The organism is Rubritalea sp. (assembly GCF_051252225.1).
In the GTDB taxonomy this organism is placed as follows: domain Bacteria; phylum Verrucomicrobiota; class Verrucomicrobiia; order Verrucomicrobiales; family Akkermansiaceae; genus Rubritalea.
On sequence record NZ_JBPOGE010000003.1, the window covers coordinates 41,727 to 65,244 of the forward strand.

Sequence of the window (23,518 nt, forward strand, 5' to 3'; positions counted from 1 at the left end):
TACCAATTCACACAGCAATCACAACTCTCCATTCGCTCCAGCGAGCTATCCTTGATTGAGCGTAAATACTGTGCTATTGCTCCCCTCACTTCAACGGAATCTAATAGTCCTGAGAAAAAAATCACCACCACCTGCGCCTGGCCTCAGCCACGCGAGCAAACTTTGCTCCCCAGCTCATTGGCTGGCGGAGGCACCACCACACGCACCGAAACAATTAGGCCCAGTCGAGCCTGCTGCCACAGCTTTTCTGGCAGCCCTACTCGCTACACCCTTTGCCGAAGCCAACCCAAAAGGCCGACTCTGGTTACTCAGCCCACTCCCGCGCCTCCGCGAACGAATCGCTGATGAATCAGCACTCTGGGGAGTTAAAGCCCATCTTCTAAAAGAAATCTCACAAGCAGATAAGTCCAGTGAAATTGCCGACCCAGAAGCGAACTCCGAACGACTCGCGGACCTCCACGCGCTGAGCCATTGTCCCTCTGCTGATTACCCTGAAATCGTCATCCTCGCCCCTAACACTCTCGACGAGCCTGCCCCCTCACTCCAGTCGTTAGAGTCTGCTAGATTGAAGTTCTCTCTCGGCCAAGAAGTCGATATCGACACCCTGCTCGCCGACCTCAGTGACCAAGGTTTTGAGAAAGTCAGCCAAATCCACAACCGTGGCCAATTCGCCCAACGTGGTGGCATCGTAGACATCTACACTTGGCAAAACCCAGACCCCATCCGCCTCGAATTTTTCGATATCGAAATCGACTCCATCCGCGCCTTTGACCTCGATACTCAGACATCACGTAAAAAGCTCGAGAGTGTGGAACTCGCCATCAGCGACCCAGACACCTCTGGCACACTCGCAGACTTCCTCACAGAGCAAGATGCCATAGTCAGCATAGGTGAAGATCTTCACCCAGACGCCCTCTTCCATTTTTCGCCTGACGCACCATTGTTAGATAACGGTGAAGCCGACTTCTCTACAGCGCTTCACGGCAGCCCACTCGGAGCGTTTGAGGCAGGAGACTTTGTCCTCCAAGAGTCTAAGCGACACGCTTTTCATCAACAAATTGCTGAATGGAAACAAGACGGCTGGCAGATCCATATCGTGTTCGCTAACAATGGAGAAAAAGAACGCTTCTCCGAACTCATGGGTGACAGCTTTTTTGAGTCCATAGAATGCTGCCGCGGTGAGCTCTCTCAGGGATTCACCTTCCCTGAGGCTAAACTCTCCGTTCTCTCTTCTGCCGAACTCTTTGGTCGCTACCAGAACCAACATTCACGCCGAACCAATCACCTAGACCATCAGCGTCGAGCCAGAGCACAAACCAACATCGAAGACATCAACGAGGGTGACCTCGTCGTCCACAGCGAATATGGTATTGGACGCTTCAGTGACATTGAAACAAGCTCTGATGGGGAAGAAGAAATTCATATTGAATACCGAGACGGTGCGATTCTCTCGGTCCCCATTGACCAATCCCACCTGCTTGCCCGCTACGTCGGAATGGGTGGAAAAACTCCACAGCTCTCCAAGCTAGGTGATGCCAAGTGGGCGAAATCACGCCGTGCCGCCGAGAAGTCGATCCTCGACTACGCTGCCCAACTTTTAAAAATCCAAGCCGAGCGCCAAACCGAGCAAAGCCAAGGCCACCCACCTGACACTAAGTGGATGTGGGAATTCGAGAACTCTTTCCGCTTCACTGAGACCCCTGGTCAATTAGACGCGATCGAGGACACCAAACTCGATATGGAAAACGGCAAACCGATGGACCGCCTCATCTGTGGCGACGTCGGTTTTGGCAAAACTGAAGTCGCCATCCGAGCGGCTTTCAAGGCTGTCACTGGAGGTAAGCAAGCCTGTCTCATGGCTCCCACCACCGTTCTTGCAGAGCAACACTGGCGGACCTTCCGCGAGCGTATGTCAGACTATCCAATCAGAATCGATCTACTCAACCGTTTCCGGAAACCTAATGAAATTCGTGAAACCCTCAAAGGTCTAGCTGATGGCTCAGTAGATATTGTCATCGGTACCCACCGACTCGTCTCAGACGACATTAGTTTTAAGAACCTCGGCGTCGCTATTGTCGACGAGGAGCAGCGCTTCGGCGTCCGCCACAAAGAAAAGTTTAAAGAACGCATGCGTGGCATCGACATGCTCACGCTATCCGCCACACCGATTCCCCGCACTCTCTACCTCTCACTGATGGGCGCGCGCGACATGTCTACTATCGACACTGCCCCCCCTAACAAGGTCCCTGTCCAAACCTCAATATGCGCCTATGACGAGCGCATTATCCGAGAAGCCATCCAGCGTGAACTCAAGCGTGGCGGCCAAGTCTTCTTCCTTCATAATCGGGTCCAAACCATCGACTTGATGAAGAAGAAGCTCCACGAGCTAGTTCCTGACGCGCGTATCGCCATCGGCCACGGACAAATGGCAAAAGACGAGTTAGAAGTCGTCATGCGAGACTTCGTCAATGGAGACTCGGACATCCTCCTAGCCACGACTATCATCGAGTCAGGTATCGACATCCCCAATGCCAACACTATTCTCATCGACCGAGCTGACCGCTTCGGACTCTCCGATCTCTATCAACTTCGTGGACGCGTAGGGCGTGCGGGCGAAAAAGCTTACGCCATTCTCCTACTCCCAAGAGAAATGGTAACCTCTGGGGATGCACGCAAACGGATCAACGCGATCAAGCAATATACGGCTCTAGGCTCTGGCTTTAAAATCGCCATGCGCGATCTAGAAATTCGTGGTGCGGGCAACCTTTTAGGGACTAAGCAATCTGGTCACATCGCAGCCGTAGGCTTCGACCTCTACTGCCAGCTGCTGCGCCAGTCTGTCGACCGTCTACGCGGCAACCACGTTCACGCTCGTATCGATGTGACACTCCGCGCAGACTTCCTCACTTTCAACGAGACTGAGTACACCCATTCGGACCGCTCTGGCAATCTCCCATGCTATATTCCTGCAGCCTACATGACGGAACCAACCATGCGAATCCGCGCTTACAAGCAGCTCGCTGAAACAGTCTCAGAAAAAGAGCTCAAGCGTATTGCCGTAGACTGGAAAGACCAATTTGGGCGCCACCCAAAACCGGTGAAGTTCCTACTCCAAGCCACCTCCCTCAAGCTAGCTGCCGCCAAGGCGATGATCACTAGTATCGAGCTCCAAGGTCAGCGACTCATGCTTACCCGCAATGGCAACTACATCACATTAGATAGTTCCCGCTTCCCACGCCTCACCGAAGGTGAACCGAATAAGAAGCTCAACGAGGCGATTGACCTGCTCAAACAGATCTAATATTTCCAGAGCTGGTGTTTATCCCAAATCTCACGGACATCATTAGAGCCGTTATCAAAAGCTTTTTCAGCCCAAAGCTTTGCCACTTTTAAATCCTTCTCTACGCCTTCACCCTTAATAGAGAGTTCACAGAGAACCAACTGTGAATCAGCATCGTTTTTCTCAGCCGCTATAGTAAAAAGTTCAACCGCTCTTTTCATATTAGGAGAGACTCCTCTCTCTCCGTTTCGGTAGATTTCGGCTAACCTAACAATAGCAGGCTTGTAACCTTTTTCTACAGCTCGCTCATAGAGCTCTACTGCGTGAATGGGATTTTTTAGCACTCGGCTGCCGTTTAAATAAACAGTTGCGACATGGTAGGTATATTTAGGAAGGTCCCCTGCTGCCGCTTTATCATAGTAAGTCTTCGCGGTCTTCCGACAAAGCAGAACCACTGTTCCGGAAGAATACCAATCGCCTAACATATAATCAGCAGCCGGATCTCCAAGCTCGGCCGCTTTCAAAAAAAGTTCTAACGCTTTATCCGAGTCTCTCGGAACTTCTTCATAGTATTGATAGCAATACGCTAAACGAAAATAAGACCGCGGGTTCACCCCTAAAGCTTTTTGAAAGCACTCAAACGCATAGAGCTGATTTGTCCGAGCGGGTCGATCGCGCGCATGTATGCGCCCCAACTGTAAATATGCTTCTTTATATCCCTGCTCGGCTGACTTTTTGTACCATTCGATTGCTACATCTCCATCCTTCTCGACACCTTTCCCGCGCTGATAACAAAGACCTACTTCAAACTGAGCTTCAGCATCTCCAGCTTCTGCTGTTGTTAATACCTCTTGAAAACCCAGCTCTGCTTCTTGAGCTATTGAGACTACGGCTAGATTCAGCCCTAAAAACACTATTCCACACAAAAACAACTTCAACATAAGTAACCTAATACATCGTCTGTTAGGCCCTTGGAAGAAATTTCATCAGTCCCACGTAACAAAAACGGCCAGCCTATGAGGCTGACCGTTTTGAAAAGTAAGAATATTATTTCTTAGGCTGGAGCTCCGACTACTTCACCAGCGAGCGGGTCGCCATCTTCCTTATCTTCAGCCACTTTTTTAGGCTTCGAATCAGTGCTCTCTGGAGCCACAGGTGGCTCCGGAGGAGTAGGTGAGCTAGGTGGATCACTCATCTCACCCTTATAGAGAAGATCAGTAACCTGCTTACCATCCAGTGTCTCAAATTCGAGCAGAGCTTTGGCAATAAGATCCAGAGCTTCACGATTTTCAGTAAGCATCTCCATAGCACGCTTATAGGCGCCATCGATGAAGCTCTTAATCTCGAAGTCAATCTTCCTAGCTGTCTCTTCGGAATAGTCTTTGCTACCTCCACCGTAGAATTCACCAGAATCGCCAGTTTTGTATTCTATCATGCCGAGCTCTTCACTCATACCCCACTCACAGACCATGCTGCGAGCCATGCTGGTAGCCTGACGGATATCCCCCATCGCTCCGTTCGTCGGGTTGTTAAACATGATTTCCTCAGCTACTCGGCCGCCCATGGCGACACAGAGTTGATCAATCATCTCCAAGCGGCGATAACTAAACTTATCTTCTGTTGGAAGGAACATGGCCATACCAAGTGAAGGTCCACGCGGGATGATCGTCACTTTATGAAGTGGGTCCGTATGATCTAACATGATGTTAAGAATTGCGTGCCCAGCTTCGTGATAGGCTGTATTCTCTTTCTCCTTATCAGAAAGTGCTAATGAGCGACGCTCACGTCCCCAGCGCACCTTATCACGTGCTTCTTCTAGTTCAGCATTTCCTACTTCAGTCTTGCCTGTTCGAGCAGCCAGAAGTGCTGCTTCGTTAAGTAGGTTCGCAAGTTCAGCCCCGGAGAAACCTGGAGTACCACGTGCGATAACATTGAGGTCTACATCACCTGAAAGCTTAATTTTTTTCGCATGCACTCCGAGAATCTGCTCACGTCCGTGGACGTCAGGAAGAGACACGCGAACTTGGCGATCAAAACGACCAGGTCGGAGAAGCGCAGGATCGAGCACGTCTGGACGGTTTGTTGCTGCTATAATGATCACACCGGAGCGAGCATCGAACCCGTCCATCTCTACAAGGAGAGCATTGAGCGTTTGTTCGCGCTCATCATTACCACCGCCCATGCCTTGACCACGGTGACGGCCGACAGCATCGATCTCATCAATAAAGATAATACACGGAGCACTCTTCTTACCCTGCTCGAACATATCGCGCACACGGCTTGCACCCACACCGACAAACATTTCAACGAAGTCAGAACCCGAGATAGAGAAAAACGGCACTTCAGCCTCACCTGCGATAGCACGTGCTAGAAGTGTCTTACCTGTACCCGGAGAGCCAATCATCAACACTCCTTTAGGTATGTTCGCTCCGAGCTTCTCGAATTTTTTAGGAGCTTTAAGGAAATCTACGATTTCGTAGAGCTCTTCTTTTGCCTCAGAGATACCTGCGACATCCTTGAAAGTAACGCGACCTTTGTCCTGAGATAGGAGCTTAGCCTTGCTCTTACCAAAACTCATAGCGCCTTTACCTGCATTCTTCATCTGGAAGCGGAAAAGGAAGAACAGAACTGCGACAATCAATAAAATGGGAAGAATCTGAATGAGAATGAATCCCATCGTATTACTTTCCTGCTTATTACGCGCGATATTATTCACCAGTGCCACATCTGAGTCAGGAAGTTTGAATAGGTTGATGTCGACCTTGAAGCGTTCGTAAAGAGGCTTAGCATCAGCAAGCTTGGGATACACCTTGCGCGTACCTTCGAGCACCGCATCATTACTATTGGATGTTTTGAAAAGTTTAAGACCTTGCTCACCGCCAAAGATGACTTCGTCAAATGCCATCCACTTGCGTAGATCTTGTAATGACCCAGAAACCGAATCGTCACCTTGAGAAACTTCAGAAACAATCTGTAGAGGAACACTCTTATCGCTGAGAAGACGGTCATACTCGGCCTGCTGTAAGTTCGTATTGAGAACCACACGGAAACTCTGGTAATCTGGTTCCTTGCTAAGATCACGGTATTCAGTGACATCGCGCACACCTTTGAGCTGACCTGAGGTATTCGTATCTTTTGTGACAAACTGAAGCTGATCGGTTGGCAGCACATTCAGCTCCTTCATCACCTCTGCCTCGGCCTTCTGAATTTCGGCTTTGGACTTACCGGAGGAGTCTTGATGAACCTTCTTAACTGCTGGGATTTCCAGTGGATTCACTACTTGGCCTTTTTCATAACTATTGCGGAATGCTGCAAAATCAATCTCAGAACCCTTTTTCTGCGCCGTGCTCATATAAGCAGCGACCAGCACCCCGATAGCGAGGGTGAACAATATCATCACTCTCCAGTTTGGCCCTTTCGCTTGGGGAGATTGTCCACCTTTAGCAGGCTTATTGTCTGGTGATGGTTTCGGTGGTTGTTGATCTGACATAGGTGTTATGGGAAAATCTTTTCGATAAAAGACACGAAGTCTGCAGGCTTCGGCAAACTCGCTTCGCGAGACGTTAGTACGGGTTTGGGAAAAATAAATCCTTTTTTCTGTCGGCTTGCCAGATGCTTTCCATACGTGCAGCATATTGGTCAGTGAAACCGCTCGTGCAATCTAGAGACCCTAAAGGAAAAGCGCATATTTTCAAGTCCAGCTCTATGCTAAAAGGCTGGACCCGTAAGGCTCCTCTAGGAGCCCCTATGGTAGCCTCTTTAGTAGAGGTCTTCGCTGCATTCGTTTCACTTGATGAACAGGTCGACACGGCAGAGGCCGAAGTCGCTCTAGATTTATTGCGCCACGCCTTCCCAGAGGCTGACCACCACTGGCTCGCTCGCCGATTACAAAAAGCCCTGCGCGCACCTACCAGCACCGCAGCTCTCGCATCCAAACTAGCGGTACAACTCGACCGTGAAGGGCTCGTTTCGCTCGGGCTCCAACTCTACTTACTCATTGATGCTTCATCGCGTCGCAACCGAGGCCGACGAGCCTTTCTCGACCTCTTTCACCAACTCGACGGTAATGGTCTTGGGAAAATGATCCTTCAGGAAATAGAAGAAGGATATAATGGCACCAAGAAGCTACCATTCACCCGACTTATCTGCTCAGGCGAAGAATCAGCGGATCTCCAACTCCCCTTCTCACCTGAGAACTACGCCTTCCGGATCTACCAAGCAGGGCAAGTTATCATTATTCGTAACACTGGTGACCAAACCATTTTCCTCAGTGGTTCATCACTCATTCCTGGCAGCATCATTCGCATGCGTTCCCACCAGCGCATAATGCTGCCAGGTTGGACGCTTTCCTACAACGACCTTAGCTTTTTCCTTAATTACAAGCGCACCCGTCAGGGTCGCACCCTATACCTCCACGAGTCGAATGGCGGGCTGATCTCTGAGCGCAGCCGAACTCGCCTTTCCACTATACGGGTCGACTTCGGAATCACTGCGGAAGTCACCGCCATACGCTCTAGTGAAATTACGCTCAAAGGCCTACCTCTAGAAGTTGAGCAAATGCATGTGCTCACCTTCCATGATTCACTTACTTTAAAGAATGGCTCCACAGTGGAGCTAGAGAGCATCCGGAATCAAGCGCTCGAAGCTGGTGGCCGCTTTCGCCTCAGCCGCGAAAAACAAACTTGCCTAGTATCAAACGACTCATCAGCCATCGGCAAGGGTGACCTACTCATTGCTCCTGGCTTAGCTGGAAAAATCACTCTCAAGATCACGTATGACCCAGCGACATCCGTCGGAGAGTTAGAGATCATTGAATCTGAGCGCACCTTATTAATGAACGGTCAGCCAGTGCGATCTGGCACCTACCTCATGGATGGAGCCATCATCCGACTCAGCGCCAGCCAAGCAGTACGTTGCCGCTTCTCTGAAGGCCTTATTGACGAAGAGCGTACAGTCATCAAAGAACTCCATCTCGATGGCATCACGCACAGCTTTAGCCGGACATCGACAGCTCTCGATAGTGTCGATTTCAGAATCCAGCGCGGTGAAATGCTCTGTATTATGGGGCCCTCCGGCTGTGGCAAGTCTACTTTACTCTCTGTCATAGCTGGCCAGCTCAAACCGAACCGAGGACATGTCAGGTTCAATGGTATTTCTCTCTATAGTCACCGTCCTAGGCTAGCTCCCTTCATCGCATTTATGCCTCAGGAGGAAGCGCTAAACCCTCACCTCACCGTCCGAGAGCATCTCACCCACGCATGTACAATTCGCCGACCACACCTCGCGAGCCCGGAGCACAAACGACGTGTCGATAGCATCCTCGCGGAACTAGCGCTCGAGCCTCTGGCTGATCGAAAAGTTGGCTCTCCTGGAGACAAAACTATTTCAGGCGGTGAACGTGGCCGCCTAAACCTAGGACTCGACCTCGGTTCAGCTGCCGAGATCTTTCTATTCGATGAACCTATCTCAGGGCTTTCTTCTAAAGATTCCGAACACGTAGCGGAATCACTTAGAGCTTTAGCCCGCGATAAGATCGTCATCGCATCACTCCACCGACCAGGCTCTACGGTCCTCGACCTCTTCGATAAAGTCCTATTGCTAGATAAAGAAGGGAAAGTCGCATTCTTCGGAACACCTGATGAAATGTCGAGCTACTTTGAGTCTGCCGCAAAAGAGCTTCATATCCCCACTCTCAACCGTGACGGCTGTGCCGCAAGTGCTATCAACGGCGCTGACTTCGTATTTGACGTATTAGAAACTCCTCTCCACGGCCCCATTGGGGCAAATGAATCTTCCTCATTTGCTCGCCGTTTTCCACCAACATTCTGGCAAGAGCGACTCGAGAGCCAACGCTTGATCCAGAAAGTCTCGGAGTCAGCATCACAAGTGCAGACACAATTAGGAGACATGCCGCGTGCGGATGATAATATGCCGGTTCCCGTCCCACGACCACGCCGCTATGTGGATTACTTCCGCTTATTCAGAGCACATCTTTCACGCTCATTTCTCACCAAATTTCGTAATCGTGGCACCTTCTACTGTACTATTCTTGAAGCTCCACTCTTGGCCGCTCTGATCGCGATCACCCTACGAGCTTCAGCTGAAGGCTCTTACGCATTCTCCTCCGGTCTTCACATCGTAACCTACCTATTTCTCTCAGTAACTGTGGCGATGTTCCTAGGCCTAACAAATAGTGCTACCGAGATACTGCGTGACCTCCCGATACTGCGCAGGGAGCGCAACACTCGTTATGGCACTGGCCTGTATGTCACGGCTAAATGTGCCACGCTTAGCTTACTCGCAACTCTACAATGTGCCATTTACGTTTCTATCGGCCACCATTTTCTAGAGATTAAAGAGATGTGGTTTTCCCACTGGCTATGGATGTCCACCACTGCGATCTGTGGCACAGCCATCGCCATGTTTATCTCCGCTATTGTTAAAAGTGAACGCGCTGCTCTATCCTCTATCCCTCTGCTACTAGTTCCTCAGCTGCTCTTAGCTGGAGCGCTAGTCCCATTCGGAGAAATGAATCGAGGCCTCTTCATTGGAGGTGATGAAGCCCGAGATGACGGAGCGGAACCTGTGCCTGCTATGTTCATGCCCCTACGCTACTCTTTCGAAGGAATCGTACTGGCTCAAGCCACCGAGAATCCATTTGAAAAAGAACGGAGGCGTATTCAACACCGTATAGATATACTTAAAGAAAAAGTGCTCCCAGAAGACAAAGGCGAGGACACCGAGTACCTAACAGATGCCGAAGCCGAGCGCATCAGTATTCTCACTTCTGGTCTTACACGCCTCTACGCGGCTGAAGCTCTCGACCAAGAAGGGGCTGCGGCCCTCTCTCACGAAATTGCAGACATCTCACTTCACGGCAGCTTTGAAGAACTGGAATCTCTCAACATCTACCTTGGTGAACCCGACGAATCCGAACCGGTACAATCTTTCTTTCAAAATACTCGTACTGAATTACTAGTACGACGCGCTGAAATGAACCGCGTGGACATGCATTCTAACAAAGATCGCTCGCTCTTCCTCGCAGAATGGAAATTTTGGTTCGGAGAAAAGCGCAGCTCTACGTTTTGGTGTAAATCTGTACTGCTAGCCGTCACTATTACTAGCCTCATTCTCGCGACTATTGTGGTAACTCGATGGAACAGGAAAGTGCGATAGCCCAAACTCTATCGACCTCCCCTTTTCATAGAAAATGCCGCAACCTGTGAAGATTGCGGCATTCGGTTCAATGTTTTAAAAAACACTTAAAACTTGTAAGCGAGACCGGTAATGAAATTTAGATCGTTCTTCTTCTTACCTGCTGCAGGGACACTCTCGTACCTGTCCTCAAAGCTCACCTTCAAGGCGATTGTCTCAGTAACCTTAGTTTCTACACCCAGCTCAAATACAAGACGGTAATCATCGAAGTTATCAATGCGTGGAGAATAGGAGAAATTCTGATAGAGCTTCGCATTTTCATTAAATTTATGCTCGAAGGATTGGTCAAACAACCCACTGATATAAGTAGAGTTCCCTTGACCTTTATCTTCGGTCGTAACGCCTAAGCCCAACTCAGTTGAGAATATGGTAGTCTCTGTATCTATCCAATAATAACCATAGGTTGCATAGAGAGAGAAACGGTAATCGATATCCGCAAATGCATCACTCCGGGCATCAAAACGAATACCGTAAAAATTCTTCCCTTCATAGACATGCTTCCAAGTCGCCTTAGCCAAGATTTCGTCTTCATTCGCTTTAGAATCCTCTTCACCATACTTATAGCTAGCATTTGCAAAATAGGCGTCAGCCCCGTCTTTCTTCGCAGTCTGGGCCCCAAGACGAAGTAGCATATTATCAGTATTCCCTTTGGATAAACTGAAACCTAAATCAACACTGCTCTCCCAAGTCTTATCGACTACCTCTTCTTCCTGAGCCAATGCTGGCACAGCCATAATAATCCCGCTTAATGCGGTAATGTTTAAAAATTTATTCATATCTACGTCCAAAAATGAAACCCGCCCATATGCACTAAACTTTCAATTGTCACGTGCTTTTGCACGTCAATTTGTGACAACCCGGATTTACTTTACCTTCTCAACTGCAACGAGAAAGGGTGGGCAGTTAGGTGCATTTAACATGCCATAACGCATTACCCTTGCTTCATCCCGAGCTAAGTGACTAGCCCACTGCAAGACCGCCTCAGCTTCAGCGCCACCGCCCTCATGACCTGGATAACACATCACCGTAAGCACTCCTTTTACTCGTAATAAGCTCAATGCTTGTTCCAGCGCTGGCAAGGTCGTCTCAGCTGTCGTAATCACCGCTTTATCAGCCCTCGGCAAATACCCCAGATTAAACATTACTGCAGCCAGCGGACCTTCTGTAAACTCGCCTAACAGCTCATGCCCGACACAGTTGAATTGAAAAGCGTCTCCTGAAAACCCTGCTTCTGCGAGCTTTGAGCAAGATGCATCTACAGCTTCCTGCTGAACATCGAAACCAAGCACCTTCCCCTGTTCACCCACGAGCTTTGCTAAAAAAAGTGCATCATTACCGTTCCCCAGAGTAGCATCGACTACCGTCTCGCCTGACTCCACAGCCCCTCGCACCATTTCCTGTGCCATTTCTAACGGTCTTAATAACATCTCACCTCAGCCTAAGTCGCTCCGCTCAAGATTCAACAGCATACTGTATTACACAACCTACTTAGAAAAACTGATTGATTGCATATCTAAATGCTTTCACGCCAACGCCTAGCACACAGCCCTTCATAAGCACCGAAAGCCTTGCTGTTCAGATCACTCTGAGCCAAGCTCTTAAGCTCACCCATGCCGCCAGTGCTCATAATTTGCTGGAACTAACAGCGCGTTCTCTCATTCTCTCCTCCAGTGGATTATTCAGAGTTTAGCCAACATAGCGTATTTATAGGCAATAGCAGGGTCACACCTCTAACTGCTCCCTGTCATCAGCTAGTGAAAGAAGCTCTACTGTACCACAGCATCGTTCTCATCCATACAGAGAACCCCTAATACGCATGGACACTAAAACCAATCAATCTGCCCAATTGTTACACGAACAAGCCATCGGTAAAATCCTTGGCTCGAGCAGTATGCCTGTCTCGTTCATGTCCATTTTAAAAGAAATCGACCATGAAAAATTCGATGACATCAACAGGCAATTAAACGCAATAGAGAATAGTGAGAATTTCGCCCACATTCCCATCATCGGCGTTTGCGGCATGATGAATTCTGGGAAATCCACTCTTGTCGCCCACCACCTTTCTACGGCTGGCCAGCAGCGCGTTTTGATTGGTGATTTAAAAAACGAAGGCACCCATCGCTTTGTTCTCTGGGTTCCTGAATCATGGAAATCCGATGCCGATAAACTCGAGCTCCTCCACCACATTTTGAAAAACGGCTTCGGAGCCAGCCCCGAATACCTTTCTGGTTCTGTGGACGAGGCAGCACTGTCGTACAATGCTCGCGATTCCTCCCACGAGAGCTTCCACGTTCCACTGCTAGCCTTTGACTCGCGCTTAGACGAGCATCAGATCGCTCTTCTTGACTGCCCTGACATCCAGCGCAGCCACGATCTCAGCAGTGACAGTGCGACCTCTGAAGTACGTAAAACTATCTTAGAAAAAGCCTCCCACTTGTGCTCTGCATTTTTCCTCGTCTCCAGTGTTGAGCAGTTTGAGGACAGCAAGCTTGCGGACTTTTTCGAGCTCATGGGAACTAGGAATTGGCAGCTACCTACCTATTGCATCATCACTAAAGTCCATACCGATCGTTGCTCGGCCTACTTTTCTGAAGTACTCAAGCGCCTCCAAGACCTCGAAGTAGACAAGCAAGTCAATGGTATCTTCATCAGTCCACGCGTAGCAGCGCCACCAGCCACAGGCTATCCCCAAGGCGTAGAATACCACTCGGAAAAAAACCAATTCTCAGACATCAGCGAAGTAAAATCTCAGCTCAAGCCCGCGAAACTTTTCAAGGACCAAGTGAGCATGCTCAAAGGCAAGATCACCTCGAACTTTGACGCATCATTAGACAGCATCGATGCGTTCATCGCCACAAAGGAAGAAACGGCAAACCGCGCACGCGCCGCCATTCTAGGCTTCATTAAGAAAAAATTCCTCAAACCTGAAGAAGGACTCAAACCGATTTATACCCAAGAGTTCACGCACTTAATCTACCATTCCCTTATCGAGACAGCTCCTTGGTGGCTGAAGTTCCAACTAAAGGCTCTCACACATTTCAAGAACATCGGCAAGTTCATCAGTGGCTCAATTAAAAATATTTCAACCCTCTTTCCCAACAAACAGGAGCTTGAAAAAACCAAGAAAAAGCTCAGCGAAGCCGGTGTAGAAGAAGTCACATCCCACAGCTTTTACGCGCACATCAATGGCCGCGAATGGGTGCCGCAGGAAACTCTAGAAGCAGAGATGGCAAAGGTCTGGGACGCTTCCGTTGCAGACATCAGTGAGCTAGAAATCATTCACAGCGATGACATCCACGAAGACTTTAATGAAGCCTTCAGAAACACTTGGAAAACCATCACCATCTGGCAAAGACTGAAGTTCGCTTCGCTTGTCATTATTCCTCTTTTACTCGCATTAGCCACAGTCATGATCGTTCCCTTCGATGGCGGCACCTCCACCGTTATCTTTGCTGCATCGGTGAAGGAAATCCTCGCCGCTGCAGGTCTCGGCAGCCTCGTGAGTGCCGCCTTTAGCGTCCATACAGCGCACTCGATCAACCAAGCTATTGAAGAACAAGTCGCCCGCCCACAGTTTTCTAGGCTCTTCGCACTCCTCCAAGACCGACTCGGCATCCCAAGAGCCAGCGATGCTCTCTTACTTTCACTCCCAGAGAACAAACAACTCAAGCTAACATTCGTGGACGAAGAGGATCTTTACCTAAGAAATCCAGTCATCAAAGTGCTCGAGGATCCTATCATCGCCATCGATGCTTCAGCGCGCAAAAAACTTTCAGATCAAATTCATAAACTCCTCAAATGAATACCTACTACACGCAGCGCATCGAATCGATCGAAGCCTCTCTAAAAACGCTCTACGGCAGATCTGAAACCTGCGAGTCACTCCTGCGCCGGAGCTCCATTGCCAAATCCGACATCAAGGAAATACTCAATAACAGAGGCCTACGCTCCCCCATCATTGCTGTCCTTGGACACAAAAACGCAGGAAAATCGACACTGTGTTCCCTCTTGGTCAAATCACCCACAGAAGCAGCTAAAATCCGCGCGGGAATTGGTGCTAACAATGCCACTCTAAAAGCGCTGTGGATTGGCTCTAAAGTTCCGCAGGAACTCGACTACGCCACTGAAGAATCGCTCAGCATTCCAAGTTCATCCATGTATGATCTTGGGACAGAGTTCAGCATCGTAGACATCCCTGGCTATTCTGACGCTGATGCAGGAGCTAGAAATGCCTCAGTTCGCGCCCTCAGAATGGCATCCACCATTCTCTTTGTGAGCTCCATTGAGCGCCTCGAGGACGAGTCCGCCCTGCACTACATCCGTCTCTGCGAAGGCGCGCACATCCAGCCCGTCATCGTCGATGACAAATTCGCCCACAGAGAACCGACCACCATCGAGTCCGATTGTATTCGTTTTCAACAAAGGATCCAAGGTGCATGCCCCGCGTCCACTGTCGAATCTCCCATCCGAATCCCACGCATCAATGATTCTGCCGAAGCTGAAACCATCGCTAGAGACCTCGTCATCGATGCCCTTAAAGCGCTTTTAGAAGATCCCAAGTCCAGCCCGGAGCAACTCGCTCAGACAAGATTCGAACAATGGGTCAGAGAACTCTCTGCGCAGCTTTCTGATCTCCTTGAACATGTAGAACCACACTACCTCCACCTCATCAATAAAGAGGAAGAAATCACTCTCGAAGTCGCCAATCAGCTCATCGGTTCCAATAAACAAATCTACAGCAGCGTGCGCGCCCGCATGCTCGCGATTGTGACGAAAAACTGCCCCACTCTGTTTTTCCCTTACCGCAGCTTTCTCGGCCTCCTCTCATTCACTGCAGGAGCTTGGGACAAACTCATATTCAGCAGCTTCGGCAGCGTTCCCTCCCTCGTCATGACCTATGTCCAAACGAGAGAAAACATCAAATCACGTAAGCAGCCGAGTGACGATCTACAAACCAAACTCGCCACCCGCGCCACCGAAATCGCCACCTCCGCACTCGCCGAAGCGAACACCGCATTTGCGCGCTCTATCGTAGGAAAACTCCCTCCAGAAAGCCGCAATAAATTCTCCCACCGCCACATTGCCACCCGTGTCGAAGGCATCACCGAGCTGCAAAACAGCATTTCCTCCCTCTATGAATCCGTGCTGACCGAAAAAAGCCCCGCTCCTAGAGTGTCCATCCTCACCGGACTAGTCGCCTTATTCCTCTGGATCGGTCTCGCAGCAGGCCCCACTTACTCGATCTATAAAGATTTTATCGAAGCGTGGAATAACAGTATCCAGGCTGGTCAACACGCCCATTGGACAGAATTTCCCACCCCCTCTTTTGGCATGATTTTCGCAAGTGTCGTGCTCATCTTCGCCCCCGTCTTTTTGATCGCTCTGATCACCCAAGGCTTAACCGTCTCCAATAAACGCATCAACCGCTGCTCCCTCGACATCCTTCAAGGAACAAAAGAAGAGGTCAAAAGCGCCATCGACAAACGCACCCTCCGACTCGTCACCGACGACGAAGTGCGCAATGCCGTCAGAACCCTCCTCGACACATGCTACGCCTTAAAAAATAAAGCCTAACTGCGTCCTTCTCACTTCTCACTTCTCACTTCTCACTTTCCCCATGTTTTCTTTCATCCACACCGCAGACATCCATCTCGACAGCCCACTAAGAGGCCTCAGCAAACATGAAGGTGCGCCTGAAGAACTCCTCCGCGGAGCCACGCGAAAGGCATTAACCAACATCGTCGATCTAGCTATCGAACGCTCTGTCCACTTCGTCCTCATCGCTGGCGATCTCTACGATGGCGATTGGCCAGACTTCAACACCGGCCATTTCTTCAATCGACAAATGCGTCGCCTGCAAGACGCCGACATCCCTGTCTACCTCATTTCAGGCAACCACGATGCCGCCTCTAAAATCAGCAAGAGCCTCCAGCCACCCTCTAACGTCCACGTCCTTTCCACAAAAAAAGCCGAGACCCTAACAGTTGCTAACATCCCCTGCGCCATCCACGGTCAAGGCTTCGCCACCCAGCATGTCCAAGACAATCTAGCAGCCAACTACCCAGCAAAGGTCGAAGGCATGTTCAACATTGGCATGCTCCACACCAGTCTAGCAGGAAATCCAGACCACGATCCCTATGCCCCCTGCAGCGAATCTGATCTCCTTACAAAAGGCTATGACTACTGGGCGCTAGGTCACATTCACCTCCACGCCATCCTCCGCCAAGAACCCTACATCGTCTATTCAGGAAATCCCCAAGGCCGTCACATCGGCGAAACTGGCGAACGCGGTTGCTATCTCGTGGAAGTCAGCGATGAACTCACAGTAGCCTCCACCACCTTTATCCACACCGATGTCGTCCGCTGGGAAACACTCGTGATCGACATCAGCCAGCTCGAGGACTCCGAGCAACTGCGTACATCCATTTCCGAGAGATTCTCAAAAGCGCTCAGCCAGGCCGAGGGACGCCTCCTCGCCATTCGTCTCACCCTCACCGGTGCCACCGCCTTACACGATCAGCTCCACACCGAGCAATCACTCTGGCAAGCCGAATGCGTCAACATCGCCTCCGAAATCGATGACGAGCTCATCTGGTTCGAGCGCCTCCGCATCAAGACAGCTCCCACCTACGATCCCGCCACACTCGCCGAGCGAGACGAACTCATCAAGCTCGTGTTAGATTCTCTCGACCATTTCGATACTGAACAAGTCCCACCCGCCGTCAGCGAGCTCGCAGGAAAGCTGAATAGCATTTCTGACAAGGAACTCAGCGACACCCTCGCCATGCGCAATCGAGAAGAAATCAAAGAAGACGTCACCGCCATCGTGCTCCAGAGCCTCTCTTCCAGCGTTTCTCAATAATTTCCCTAACTTCTTACTCCTCCACCCACCGTGAGATTCGACTCCATTCACATCCCCGCCTTCGGTCCCTTCACTGATTTCAAACTCGATTTCACGAAGAACTCCCACGACATCCATCTCATCTATGGTGCAAACGAAGCCGGAAAAAGCTCCATGCTCCGAGGCATCCACCAGATGTTCTACGGCATCCCAGCTCAGACCAAGGACAACTTCCTCCACGACAATCCCAAGCTGCGCCTCGGTGGCACCATTTCCCACCATGATCAGCAACTCAGCTTTCTTCGAAAAAAGGGCAACAAGAACACGCTGTTAGACACTCTAGGAAACTCCATCGATGACAATTCCGTAGACAGCTTCCTCGGTTCTGTCGGAGCCGACTTCTTCGATAGAATGTTCGGGCTCGATACCCAATCCCTCAGAGAAGGAGCAGACGCCTTACTCTCAGAAGAAGGAGACTTTGGCATGCAGATTTTCTCTGCCAGCCTCGGTGGAAAATCCGTCGAAACTGCCATCGCCAAATTAGAAGAAGAGGCGAACGCTCTCTATAAAGGATCTGCCAAAGTCGGGAAAACTATCCTCCCCGCCCTCGCTCAGTTCAAAGAAAGCGAAAAAGCTGCCAAACAATCCGCCACCGTCGAGTCCGCTTGGAAAAATTTACAGAAAGAGCTCAAAGCCGCCGAAGCTGAATTCGACCGAGTGAACACCATACTCAGCGACAATCGTTCCCGCACAGAGAAACTCAACAATCTCACCAAAGCCCTGCCCAGCTACAGCAAGTATCAGCAGCTCATCAAGCAACTCTCCGAGATCGATGCTCCTGACCTCAGCTCAGACTTCATCCCACGTTTCCGCGAAACCTTCGCTCAGAAAAAGAACCTCAGCCGAGAGTTGCAAATCTTACAACAATCCATCGCCGACCAGCAAACCGAGCTCGATCAGATTCCTAACAGCACCGACGCCCTCCAGCACCTAGCTGATGTCGAGTCTCTCAGCAATGGCTTTGAAACCTACCTTGCGAACATCGAAACCGTCGATTACCTCCAGCGCGAAATCGAAACTCATGAAGCCACACTCCAGCTCTACTCTGAGCAACTCGAACTCGCATCACCCGACAAAATCGCTGAGCTCAGCACCATTTCTGAAAGCCATCACAGCCAGTTCAAACAGCTCGTCCAAGCGCTCAGCAAGCAAAACCACCTCAGCCAACTCGCCCACGCTGAGCTTGCGGAGATCGACTCTAACATTGTCCAATACCAAGACGACCTTCAGAGTTTTTCTAACAGCAGCGACACTTCAGAACTAGAAGACCTCATCCAGCTCTGCGAATCCCACGCTGGCCAAATCTCTAACCAAGAAGAAAGAGAAACAGAAGCGCACAGCCTCAGCCGACTGTTAGAAACACTCCGCGCCCGACTCAATCTCGAAATAACTGATAGCGCAATCCTTGCCCTTTCGCTCCCCAGCGCAGAGTCCATCCAGCTCGAGCAACAACGCGAAAACGAACTTCGCGAAAAGTGCGACGCCCACCAACAGAAAATCGAATCCCACGAGGAAGAACTCGCAACCGAACAAGCCCAGCTCGACCGACTCAAGGCGCAAGCCGCGATCTACAGCCAGACCAACCTCACCCACGCTCGCCAAGACAGAGACGCTCAGCTCAACCAGCTCAGCACCACACTCGCTGCCGGTAAAAATCTAGAACCAGCCGCATTCACTCAGCTCAGCGAATCGATCACTCTCGCAGACACCATCGCGGACGCCCTTCACAGCAATGCCGAAAACATCGCAAAAGCCGAAGCTCATCGCTCTAAAATAGAAGCACTCACGCTCAAAAAGCAGAACTCTGAGCGCTACAAACAAGAAGCGCAAAGCGAACTAACAACTTGGTCGAGCACCTGGCAAACCCGCTGCGCCGCCATCCCAGTTCCCTCACAATCACCCACCGATCTCATCCAATGGCGCTCCCAGTGGTTAGAACTCTGCAGCGCCATCAACAAATTCGACGAGCTCCAGCACAAATCCCAACTGCACAACGCCACCCAGCAAGAGCTCGTCACACAGATGCAGGCATTCCTGCAGATCAACGAACCAAAATTCCGCACACTCTACTCCACTCTCAAGTCTGAGTTGAAAGCCGCCACCCACGGCCAAGGCAAACGCGAGGCCGCAGAGACAGCACTCACCTCAGCCAAGCTCAAGCGCAAACTCGCTGCCGATAAGTTAGAAAATGCCGAAACCGCCCTCGCCGATAGCCACGCCGCTTGGCTCACACTCTGTGACGATGCCGGTCTAACAAACAGCATCCAGCCAGAGCAAGCACTCGACCTCATCGAAAAGCGCAACTCAGCTCAGCAAAAACACATCGAACTCCGCACCAAGCGCAAAGAACTCGAAACCAAGAGCCAAGCGATCGAGCACTTCCACGCACAAGCGCAAAACCTTTCACAGCTCCTCCTTCCAGACGCACCCGAGCAAGCAGCTAAGATTCTCCCCTTGCTCAAGCAACACATTGCACGAGCACAGCAATCACAAACGAAGGCCTCCACAATTCAGTCGAATATCGCCACAGCGAAAGAGAAACTCCCAGCACTTGAACTCCAGCTCGCAGACATAGAATCCACTCTCTTCGGTTTCCAACAACAAGCCAAAGTTCAAAACCTCGATGCCATGGAACCCGCCATCCTCGCCATCGAAGCGAAAATCAAATTCAATGAAGCCCTCGACTCCCAGCGCGACACCCTCCAGTCGCTCGCTCAGCAAACAGACCTCGACCACTTCTTCACCGAGCTCGATGGCCTCGATCACGAGCAACTCCAACAAGAACTCAACAGCCTCAGAGCCGAAGCGGAACCACTCCAACAAACACGCGACCTAGCTCTCAAAGAACTCAACACCCTAAAACAACAACTCTCAGATCTCCAACAAGCCTCCGACGCTGCAGCTTCTCACAAACAAGACGCCGCAAACGCTCTGGCCACCATCGTCACCGACACAGAACGCTTCATCAAGCTCCAGTACGCCATCACCTTCCTCCGTGACCAAATCGAAGCCTACCGCAAGCAATCGCAACAACCGATGATGGAAAAAACCAGCCACTACTTCCGAGCCCTAACAAGCGGTCGCTACAGCGGAGTCGCCGCCCAGTTAGATGACAAAGGGAAAAACCACCTCGTCGCACTCCGTAGCACCACTGATGGCACCCCCTCCCAAGAAATCCACACTCCAGGTCTCTCAGAAGGCACCCGTGACCAGCTCTACCTAGCTCTCCGCTTAGCAGCCATCGACCTCCACCTCGACAAACACACGCCCATTCCACTCATCCTAGACGACCTCCTCATGACCTTCGACGACGACCGCACCCGCGCCCTCCTCCCCGTTCTCGCCGAACTCAGCAAAAAGACCCAAGTCATCATATTCTCCCACCACGCCCACCTCAACACCCTAGCCACCACCTCAACACCCACAGTCCAGCTACACCTCCTATCCTCCTAACAAATCATGCTCAAAACCCTCCCCCATCTTCGGAATTTAAGGGCTTTATTCGGACGGCAAGCCCCCCCAACAAAAAACGCGACTCCTAAGAGTCGCGTAATTCATTGATATTGCAGTGGTACCATCGACCGGACTCGAACCGGTACGCCCCGAAGGACAGCAGATTTTAAGTCTGCGGCGTCTACCAATTCCGCCACGATGGCCTTGCTTCGGAGCGCTTTAAAAGTGCCCGTCTGCTACCTGCGAGGCGGAGACTATCTACGAGATTGAATCTCGTCAATGGTAGCTTTCAGAGATTTTTTTAACTCGCCCTTAGACTTTTCATAAGCCTCTGATAGTGCTGGGATGGAGACTGGCGAGCCAACTTTAGATAATATACTAGCAGCGGACTCTAACTGGTAATTATCCAGCTCTGACAGCACATTTAGAAGACCTTCCTCCGCTCTTTCCCCAGCAGTCAGCATCAACTCTTCATAGACGATCACGTCATCAGCCCAAGCATACACTAAAATATCACCAATGCTTTCGACGTTCTGTTCCACTAAATACTGTAGGTAACTCTCCGGCAGCTTCATCCCCACTTTCATCCGCTCTCTTGCTTGCTGCGTGATTACTTCATCGGCTCCATCATCAGGAATAGCCCAAGTTCTGAGCGTATCCACGATCTCAGCCCTTTGCTCACCACTTTGATGAGTGAGAAGCACAATCAACTGGGTCACGATATCACTACGCAGCTTTATATTATTAGTATTACCAAGGCGCTGAATCGCTGCCGCCTGGCGGGTCGGGTCGATGCTTCGCAGCTCCACTAAGTTCTTCGCATGGTAGTTCGGATGATTTTCGTCAGTAATTTCTTTGGCATCCGTCGTGGTTAAGGAATCCACGTTGACATCAATTTCTATCAGCTGAAGATCTTCACGCACCTGTAGGCTATCGGCGAATTTCTTAGCAAATGTGGCAGCTTCATCGATCGGAATCCGAGCATTATTATAGATCAGCAGCGTCGCGGGCTCTTCTTTAATTCTCCGCCCTTCATAGACTCGGGGTATCTCCGCAGTGATCAGCGACTGGGCTAGATATTTCTTAATCGTTTCTAAATGCACAGGCTTCGCGCGCTTTAGAGCAAATGCGATCACTCGCTCAGGATGCTCCGCTTCTTTAATTTGCGTTTCCACAGTGGTATAACCTAAGTCACTTTTAAAACGCATCACATCTTCACCCGGTAAATCCACATGCACTTCCAAATCCATTTCATCAGGATTGAAGCTAGAAGCTACCGGAGTCAGCCGCTCAGGATACACGATAGGCATCGCCACTAAGCCACCCACAAAAAGCAAGGTGAGAACCACTCCTAAGATACGGTATTTCACAAAACCATAAAGCACTAACAAACTCCCGATCAAGGCGGTAAAGCCCACTAAAAACCAACGTTTGCCATCCGGCACATCTGTCAGAATACCTCCCTGGCCACTACCTAAAACAAAAAGGAGAATGACCAAGCCCATCCCTAAGATCCCACCAAAAATACAGATCAAGCGCATGGGTCCGACTGGTAGCACAGTATTAGGGTCAGAAAACTGAGCGTAATCTGCAGCCTGGAATTCCACCGGAGCTGAAGCTAAGGCCTCAGGAGTTTTACGCTGAAAGACCTCCAGATTATGCGCTTTCTCACCTGGAAAATAATCACGCACCACTTTAGCTTGGTTTTCTGTGGAAATCTTAAAATGGTGTTGGCAGTTTCCGCATTCCACGGGCTCTCCCATAAGCTCATCTGTAACGTCAAAGCTTTGTCTACATTCTGGGCACTCGATCTTAATTTCGCTCATTCAGTAAAAGTACGGGGTTCTTGACGCTACGCTATACAAGGAATGTTAGATTGGCTAGTCGCAAAATATCTCTCAGCAGACACTAGATGCACTTGCGCTCATCCGCTATCACCGCTACTTCTTAGCCATGCTACCTGAAGTAGAGTCATTACTCATCGTCCAAGATCGCGACCAAAAAATAAATGCCCTCCAGCAAGAACTCGCAAAGATCCCCCGCGATAAAGCGCGTGCTGAAGAAAAGCTAAGCTCTGACAAGCAAGCTGTCGCCAACGCAAAGAAAGCAGCTCAAGAAAATGAAGTCGCTATCAAGAACCTCGAACTCGATATCGCGACTCGCCGCAACACTATTTCACGCCTTAAGGTCCAGCAATTTGAGACTAAGAAAAATGAGGAATACACGAAGCTAGGCGAAGAAGGCATCCGTTATGAAGAAATGGTAGACGAGCTCGAAACCCAAGAGCTCGAACTCATGGAAAAGGCCGATGCACTTAAAGCTACCCACGCCAAAACCGTTTCAGCTCTCGGTGAAACTCAAAAAATTGTCGACCAAGACATCATAGACCTCGAAGCAAAAGGTACACAAAGCCAACAACGACTCGATGAACTCCTAGCCGAACGCGCTGAGTTAGTTCAAAAGGTTGACGAGGGACTCATCGCGCTCTACGACCGCCTTCTCAAGAGTAAAGGGCATGATCCTGTATCCCCACTCAAAGGCTCCCAGTGCGGAGGCTGCCACATGAAAGTCACGGCTTCTACCGTGGTGAACGTGCAGGCAGAAAATGCAGTGGCTCAATGTGAAAACTGTGGTCGCATTCTTTACTCTTAATCACCGCCCATAACTCA

The 23,518-nt window shown here is 50.3% G+C and carries 12 protein-coding genes and 1 tRNA gene; 7 read left to right on the forward strand and 6 right to left on the reverse strand.

Features of this window, described 5'->3' with window-relative positions:
• The first annotated feature begins 70 nt into the window (after positions 1–70).
• A complete protein-coding gene (gene mfd, locus ACSHX2_RS04330; RefSeq protein WP_435690940.1) occupies positions 71–3,301 on the forward strand; it encodes a transcription-repair coupling factor in 3,231 nt (1,076 codons plus the stop codon).
• On the opposite strand, the gene ACSHX2_RS04335 is transcribed toward mfd, so the two are convergent.
• Together ACSHX2_RS04335 and ftsH are read right to left on the reverse strand one after the other, a co-directional pair.
• Positions 3,298–4,221, reverse strand: a complete 924-nt coding sequence (locus tag ACSHX2_RS04335) for a tetratricopeptide repeat protein (protein ID WP_435690942.1) — start codon at positions 4,219–4,221, stop codon at positions 3,298–3,300. The two genes, mfd and ACSHX2_RS04335, sit on opposite strands and share 4 nt — an antisense overlap.
• Positions 4,222–4,334: 113 nt before the next feature.
• Positions 4,335–6,770: an ATP-dependent zinc metalloprotease FtsH gene (gene ftsH, locus ACSHX2_RS04340; RefSeq protein ID WP_435690944.1), complete on the reverse strand. Its 2,436-nt coding sequence runs from the start codon at positions 6,768–6,770 to the stop codon at positions 4,335–4,337.
• Between the two features lie 122 nt (positions 6,771–6,892).
• Here ftsH and ACSHX2_RS04345 point away from each other — a divergent pair, with 122 nt between their 5' ends.
• Complete coding sequence (locus ACSHX2_RS04345; RefSeq protein ID WP_435690946.1) at positions 6,893–10,456, forward strand: ATP-binding cassette domain-containing protein; 3,564 nt, start codon at positions 6,893–6,895, stop codon at positions 10,454–10,456.
• Positions 10,457–10,542: 86 nt separating this feature from the next.
• Here the strand turns inward: ACSHX2_RS04345 and ACSHX2_RS04350 are convergent, their stop codons facing one another.
• Together ACSHX2_RS04350 and ACSHX2_RS04355 are read right to left on the reverse strand one after the other, a co-directional pair.
• Positions 10,543–11,271: a DUF481 domain-containing protein gene (locus ACSHX2_RS04350; protein WP_435690948.1), complete on the reverse strand. Its 729-nt coding sequence runs from the start codon at positions 11,269–11,271 to the stop codon at positions 10,543–10,545.
• Positions 11,272–11,358: 87 nt separating this feature from the next.
• A complete protein-coding gene (locus tag ACSHX2_RS04355; RefSeq protein ID WP_435690950.1) occupies positions 11,359–11,922 on the reverse strand; it encodes a class I SAM-dependent methyltransferase in 564 nt (187 codons plus the stop codon).
• Between the two features lie 389 nt (positions 11,923–12,311).
• On the opposite strand from ACSHX2_RS04355, the gene ACSHX2_RS04360 reads away from it, so the two are divergent.
• From ACSHX2_RS04360 to ACSHX2_RS04375, 4 genes are read left to right on the forward strand one after another with little or no spacing between them, the layout of a single operon-like run.
• Complete coding sequence (locus ACSHX2_RS04360) at positions 12,312–14,297, forward strand: hypothetical protein (protein WP_435690952.1); 1,986 nt, start codon at positions 12,312–12,314, stop codon at positions 14,295–14,297.
• Positions 14,294–16,069, forward strand: coding sequence for a GTPase (locus tag ACSHX2_RS04365; RefSeq protein ID WP_435690954.1), 1,776 nt, complete (start codon positions 14,294–14,296; stop codon positions 16,067–16,069). Before ACSHX2_RS04360 ends, ACSHX2_RS04365 begins: the two co-directional genes overlap by 4 nt.
• A gap of 43 nt (positions 16,070–16,112) precedes the next feature.
• On the forward strand, positions 16,113–17,357 hold the full coding sequence (locus ACSHX2_RS04370; protein WP_435690956.1) for a metallophosphoesterase family protein: 1,245 nt from the start codon (positions 16,113–16,115) through the stop codon (positions 17,355–17,357).
• Between the two features lie 30 nt (positions 17,358–17,387).
• Positions 17,388–20,849, forward strand: a complete 3,462-nt coding sequence (locus tag ACSHX2_RS04375; RefSeq protein ID WP_435690958.1) for an AAA family ATPase — start codon at positions 17,388–17,390, stop codon at positions 20,847–20,849.
• 116 nt (positions 20,850–20,965) lie between these two features.
• On the opposite strand, the gene ACSHX2_RS04380 is transcribed toward ACSHX2_RS04375, so the two are convergent.
• Positions 20,966–21,052, reverse strand: a tRNA-Leu gene (locus ACSHX2_RS04380).
• Between the two features lie 51 nt (positions 21,053–21,103).
• Entirely contained in the window at positions 21,104–22,675 is a 1,572-nt protein-coding gene (locus ACSHX2_RS04385) for a hypothetical protein (protein WP_435690959.1), read from the reverse strand.
• Between the two features lie 127 nt (positions 22,676–22,802).
• Here ACSHX2_RS04385 and ACSHX2_RS04390 point away from each other — a divergent pair, with 127 nt between their 5' ends.
• Positions 22,803–23,501, forward strand: a complete 699-nt coding sequence (locus ACSHX2_RS04390; RefSeq protein ID WP_435690961.1) for a zinc ribbon domain-containing protein — start codon at positions 22,803–22,805, stop codon at positions 23,499–23,501.
• The last annotated feature ends 17 nt before the right edge of the window (positions 23,502–23,518 follow it).

What these genes read in the sequence shown, in the direction of transcription:
- ACSHX2_RS04335 (WP_435690942.1), bottom strand. Translation starts at nt 4,221, where the DNA reads ATGTTGAAGTTGTTTTTGTGTGGAATAGTGTTTTTAGGGCTGAATCTA.
- ftsH (WP_435690944.1), bottom strand. Translation starts at nt 6,770, where the DNA reads ATGTCAGATCAACAACCACCGAAACCATCACCAGACAATAAGCCTGCT.
- ACSHX2_RS04345 (WP_435690946.1), top strand. Translation starts at nt 6,893, where the DNA reads ATGCTTTCCATACGTGCAGCATATTGGTCAGTGAAACCGCTCGTGCAA.
- ACSHX2_RS04350 (WP_435690948.1), bottom strand. Translation starts at nt 11,271, where the DNA reads ATGAATAAATTTTTAAACATTACCGCATTAAGCGGGATTATTATGGCT.
- ACSHX2_RS04355 (WP_435690950.1), bottom strand. Translation starts at nt 11,922, where the DNA reads ATGTTATTAAGACCGTTAGAAATGGCACAGGAAATGGTGCGAGGGGCT.
- ACSHX2_RS04360 (WP_435690952.1), top strand. Translation starts at nt 12,312, where the DNA reads ATGGACACTAAAACCAATCAATCTGCCCAATTGTTACACGAACAAGCC.
- ACSHX2_RS04365 (WP_435690954.1), top strand. Translation starts at nt 14,294, where the DNA reads ATGAATACCTACTACACGCAGCGCATCGAATCGATCGAAGCCTCTCTA.
- ACSHX2_RS04370 (WP_435690956.1), top strand. Translation starts at nt 16,113, where the DNA reads ATGTTTTCTTTCATCCACACCGCAGACATCCATCTCGACAGCCCACTA.
- ACSHX2_RS04385 (WP_435690959.1), bottom strand. Translation starts at nt 22,675, where the DNA reads ATGAGCGAAATTAAGATCGAGTGCCCAGAATGTAGACAAAGCTTTGAC.
- ACSHX2_RS04390 (WP_435690961.1), top strand. Translation starts at nt 22,803, where the DNA reads ATGCTACCTGAAGTAGAGTCATTACTCATCGTCCAAGATCGCGACCAA.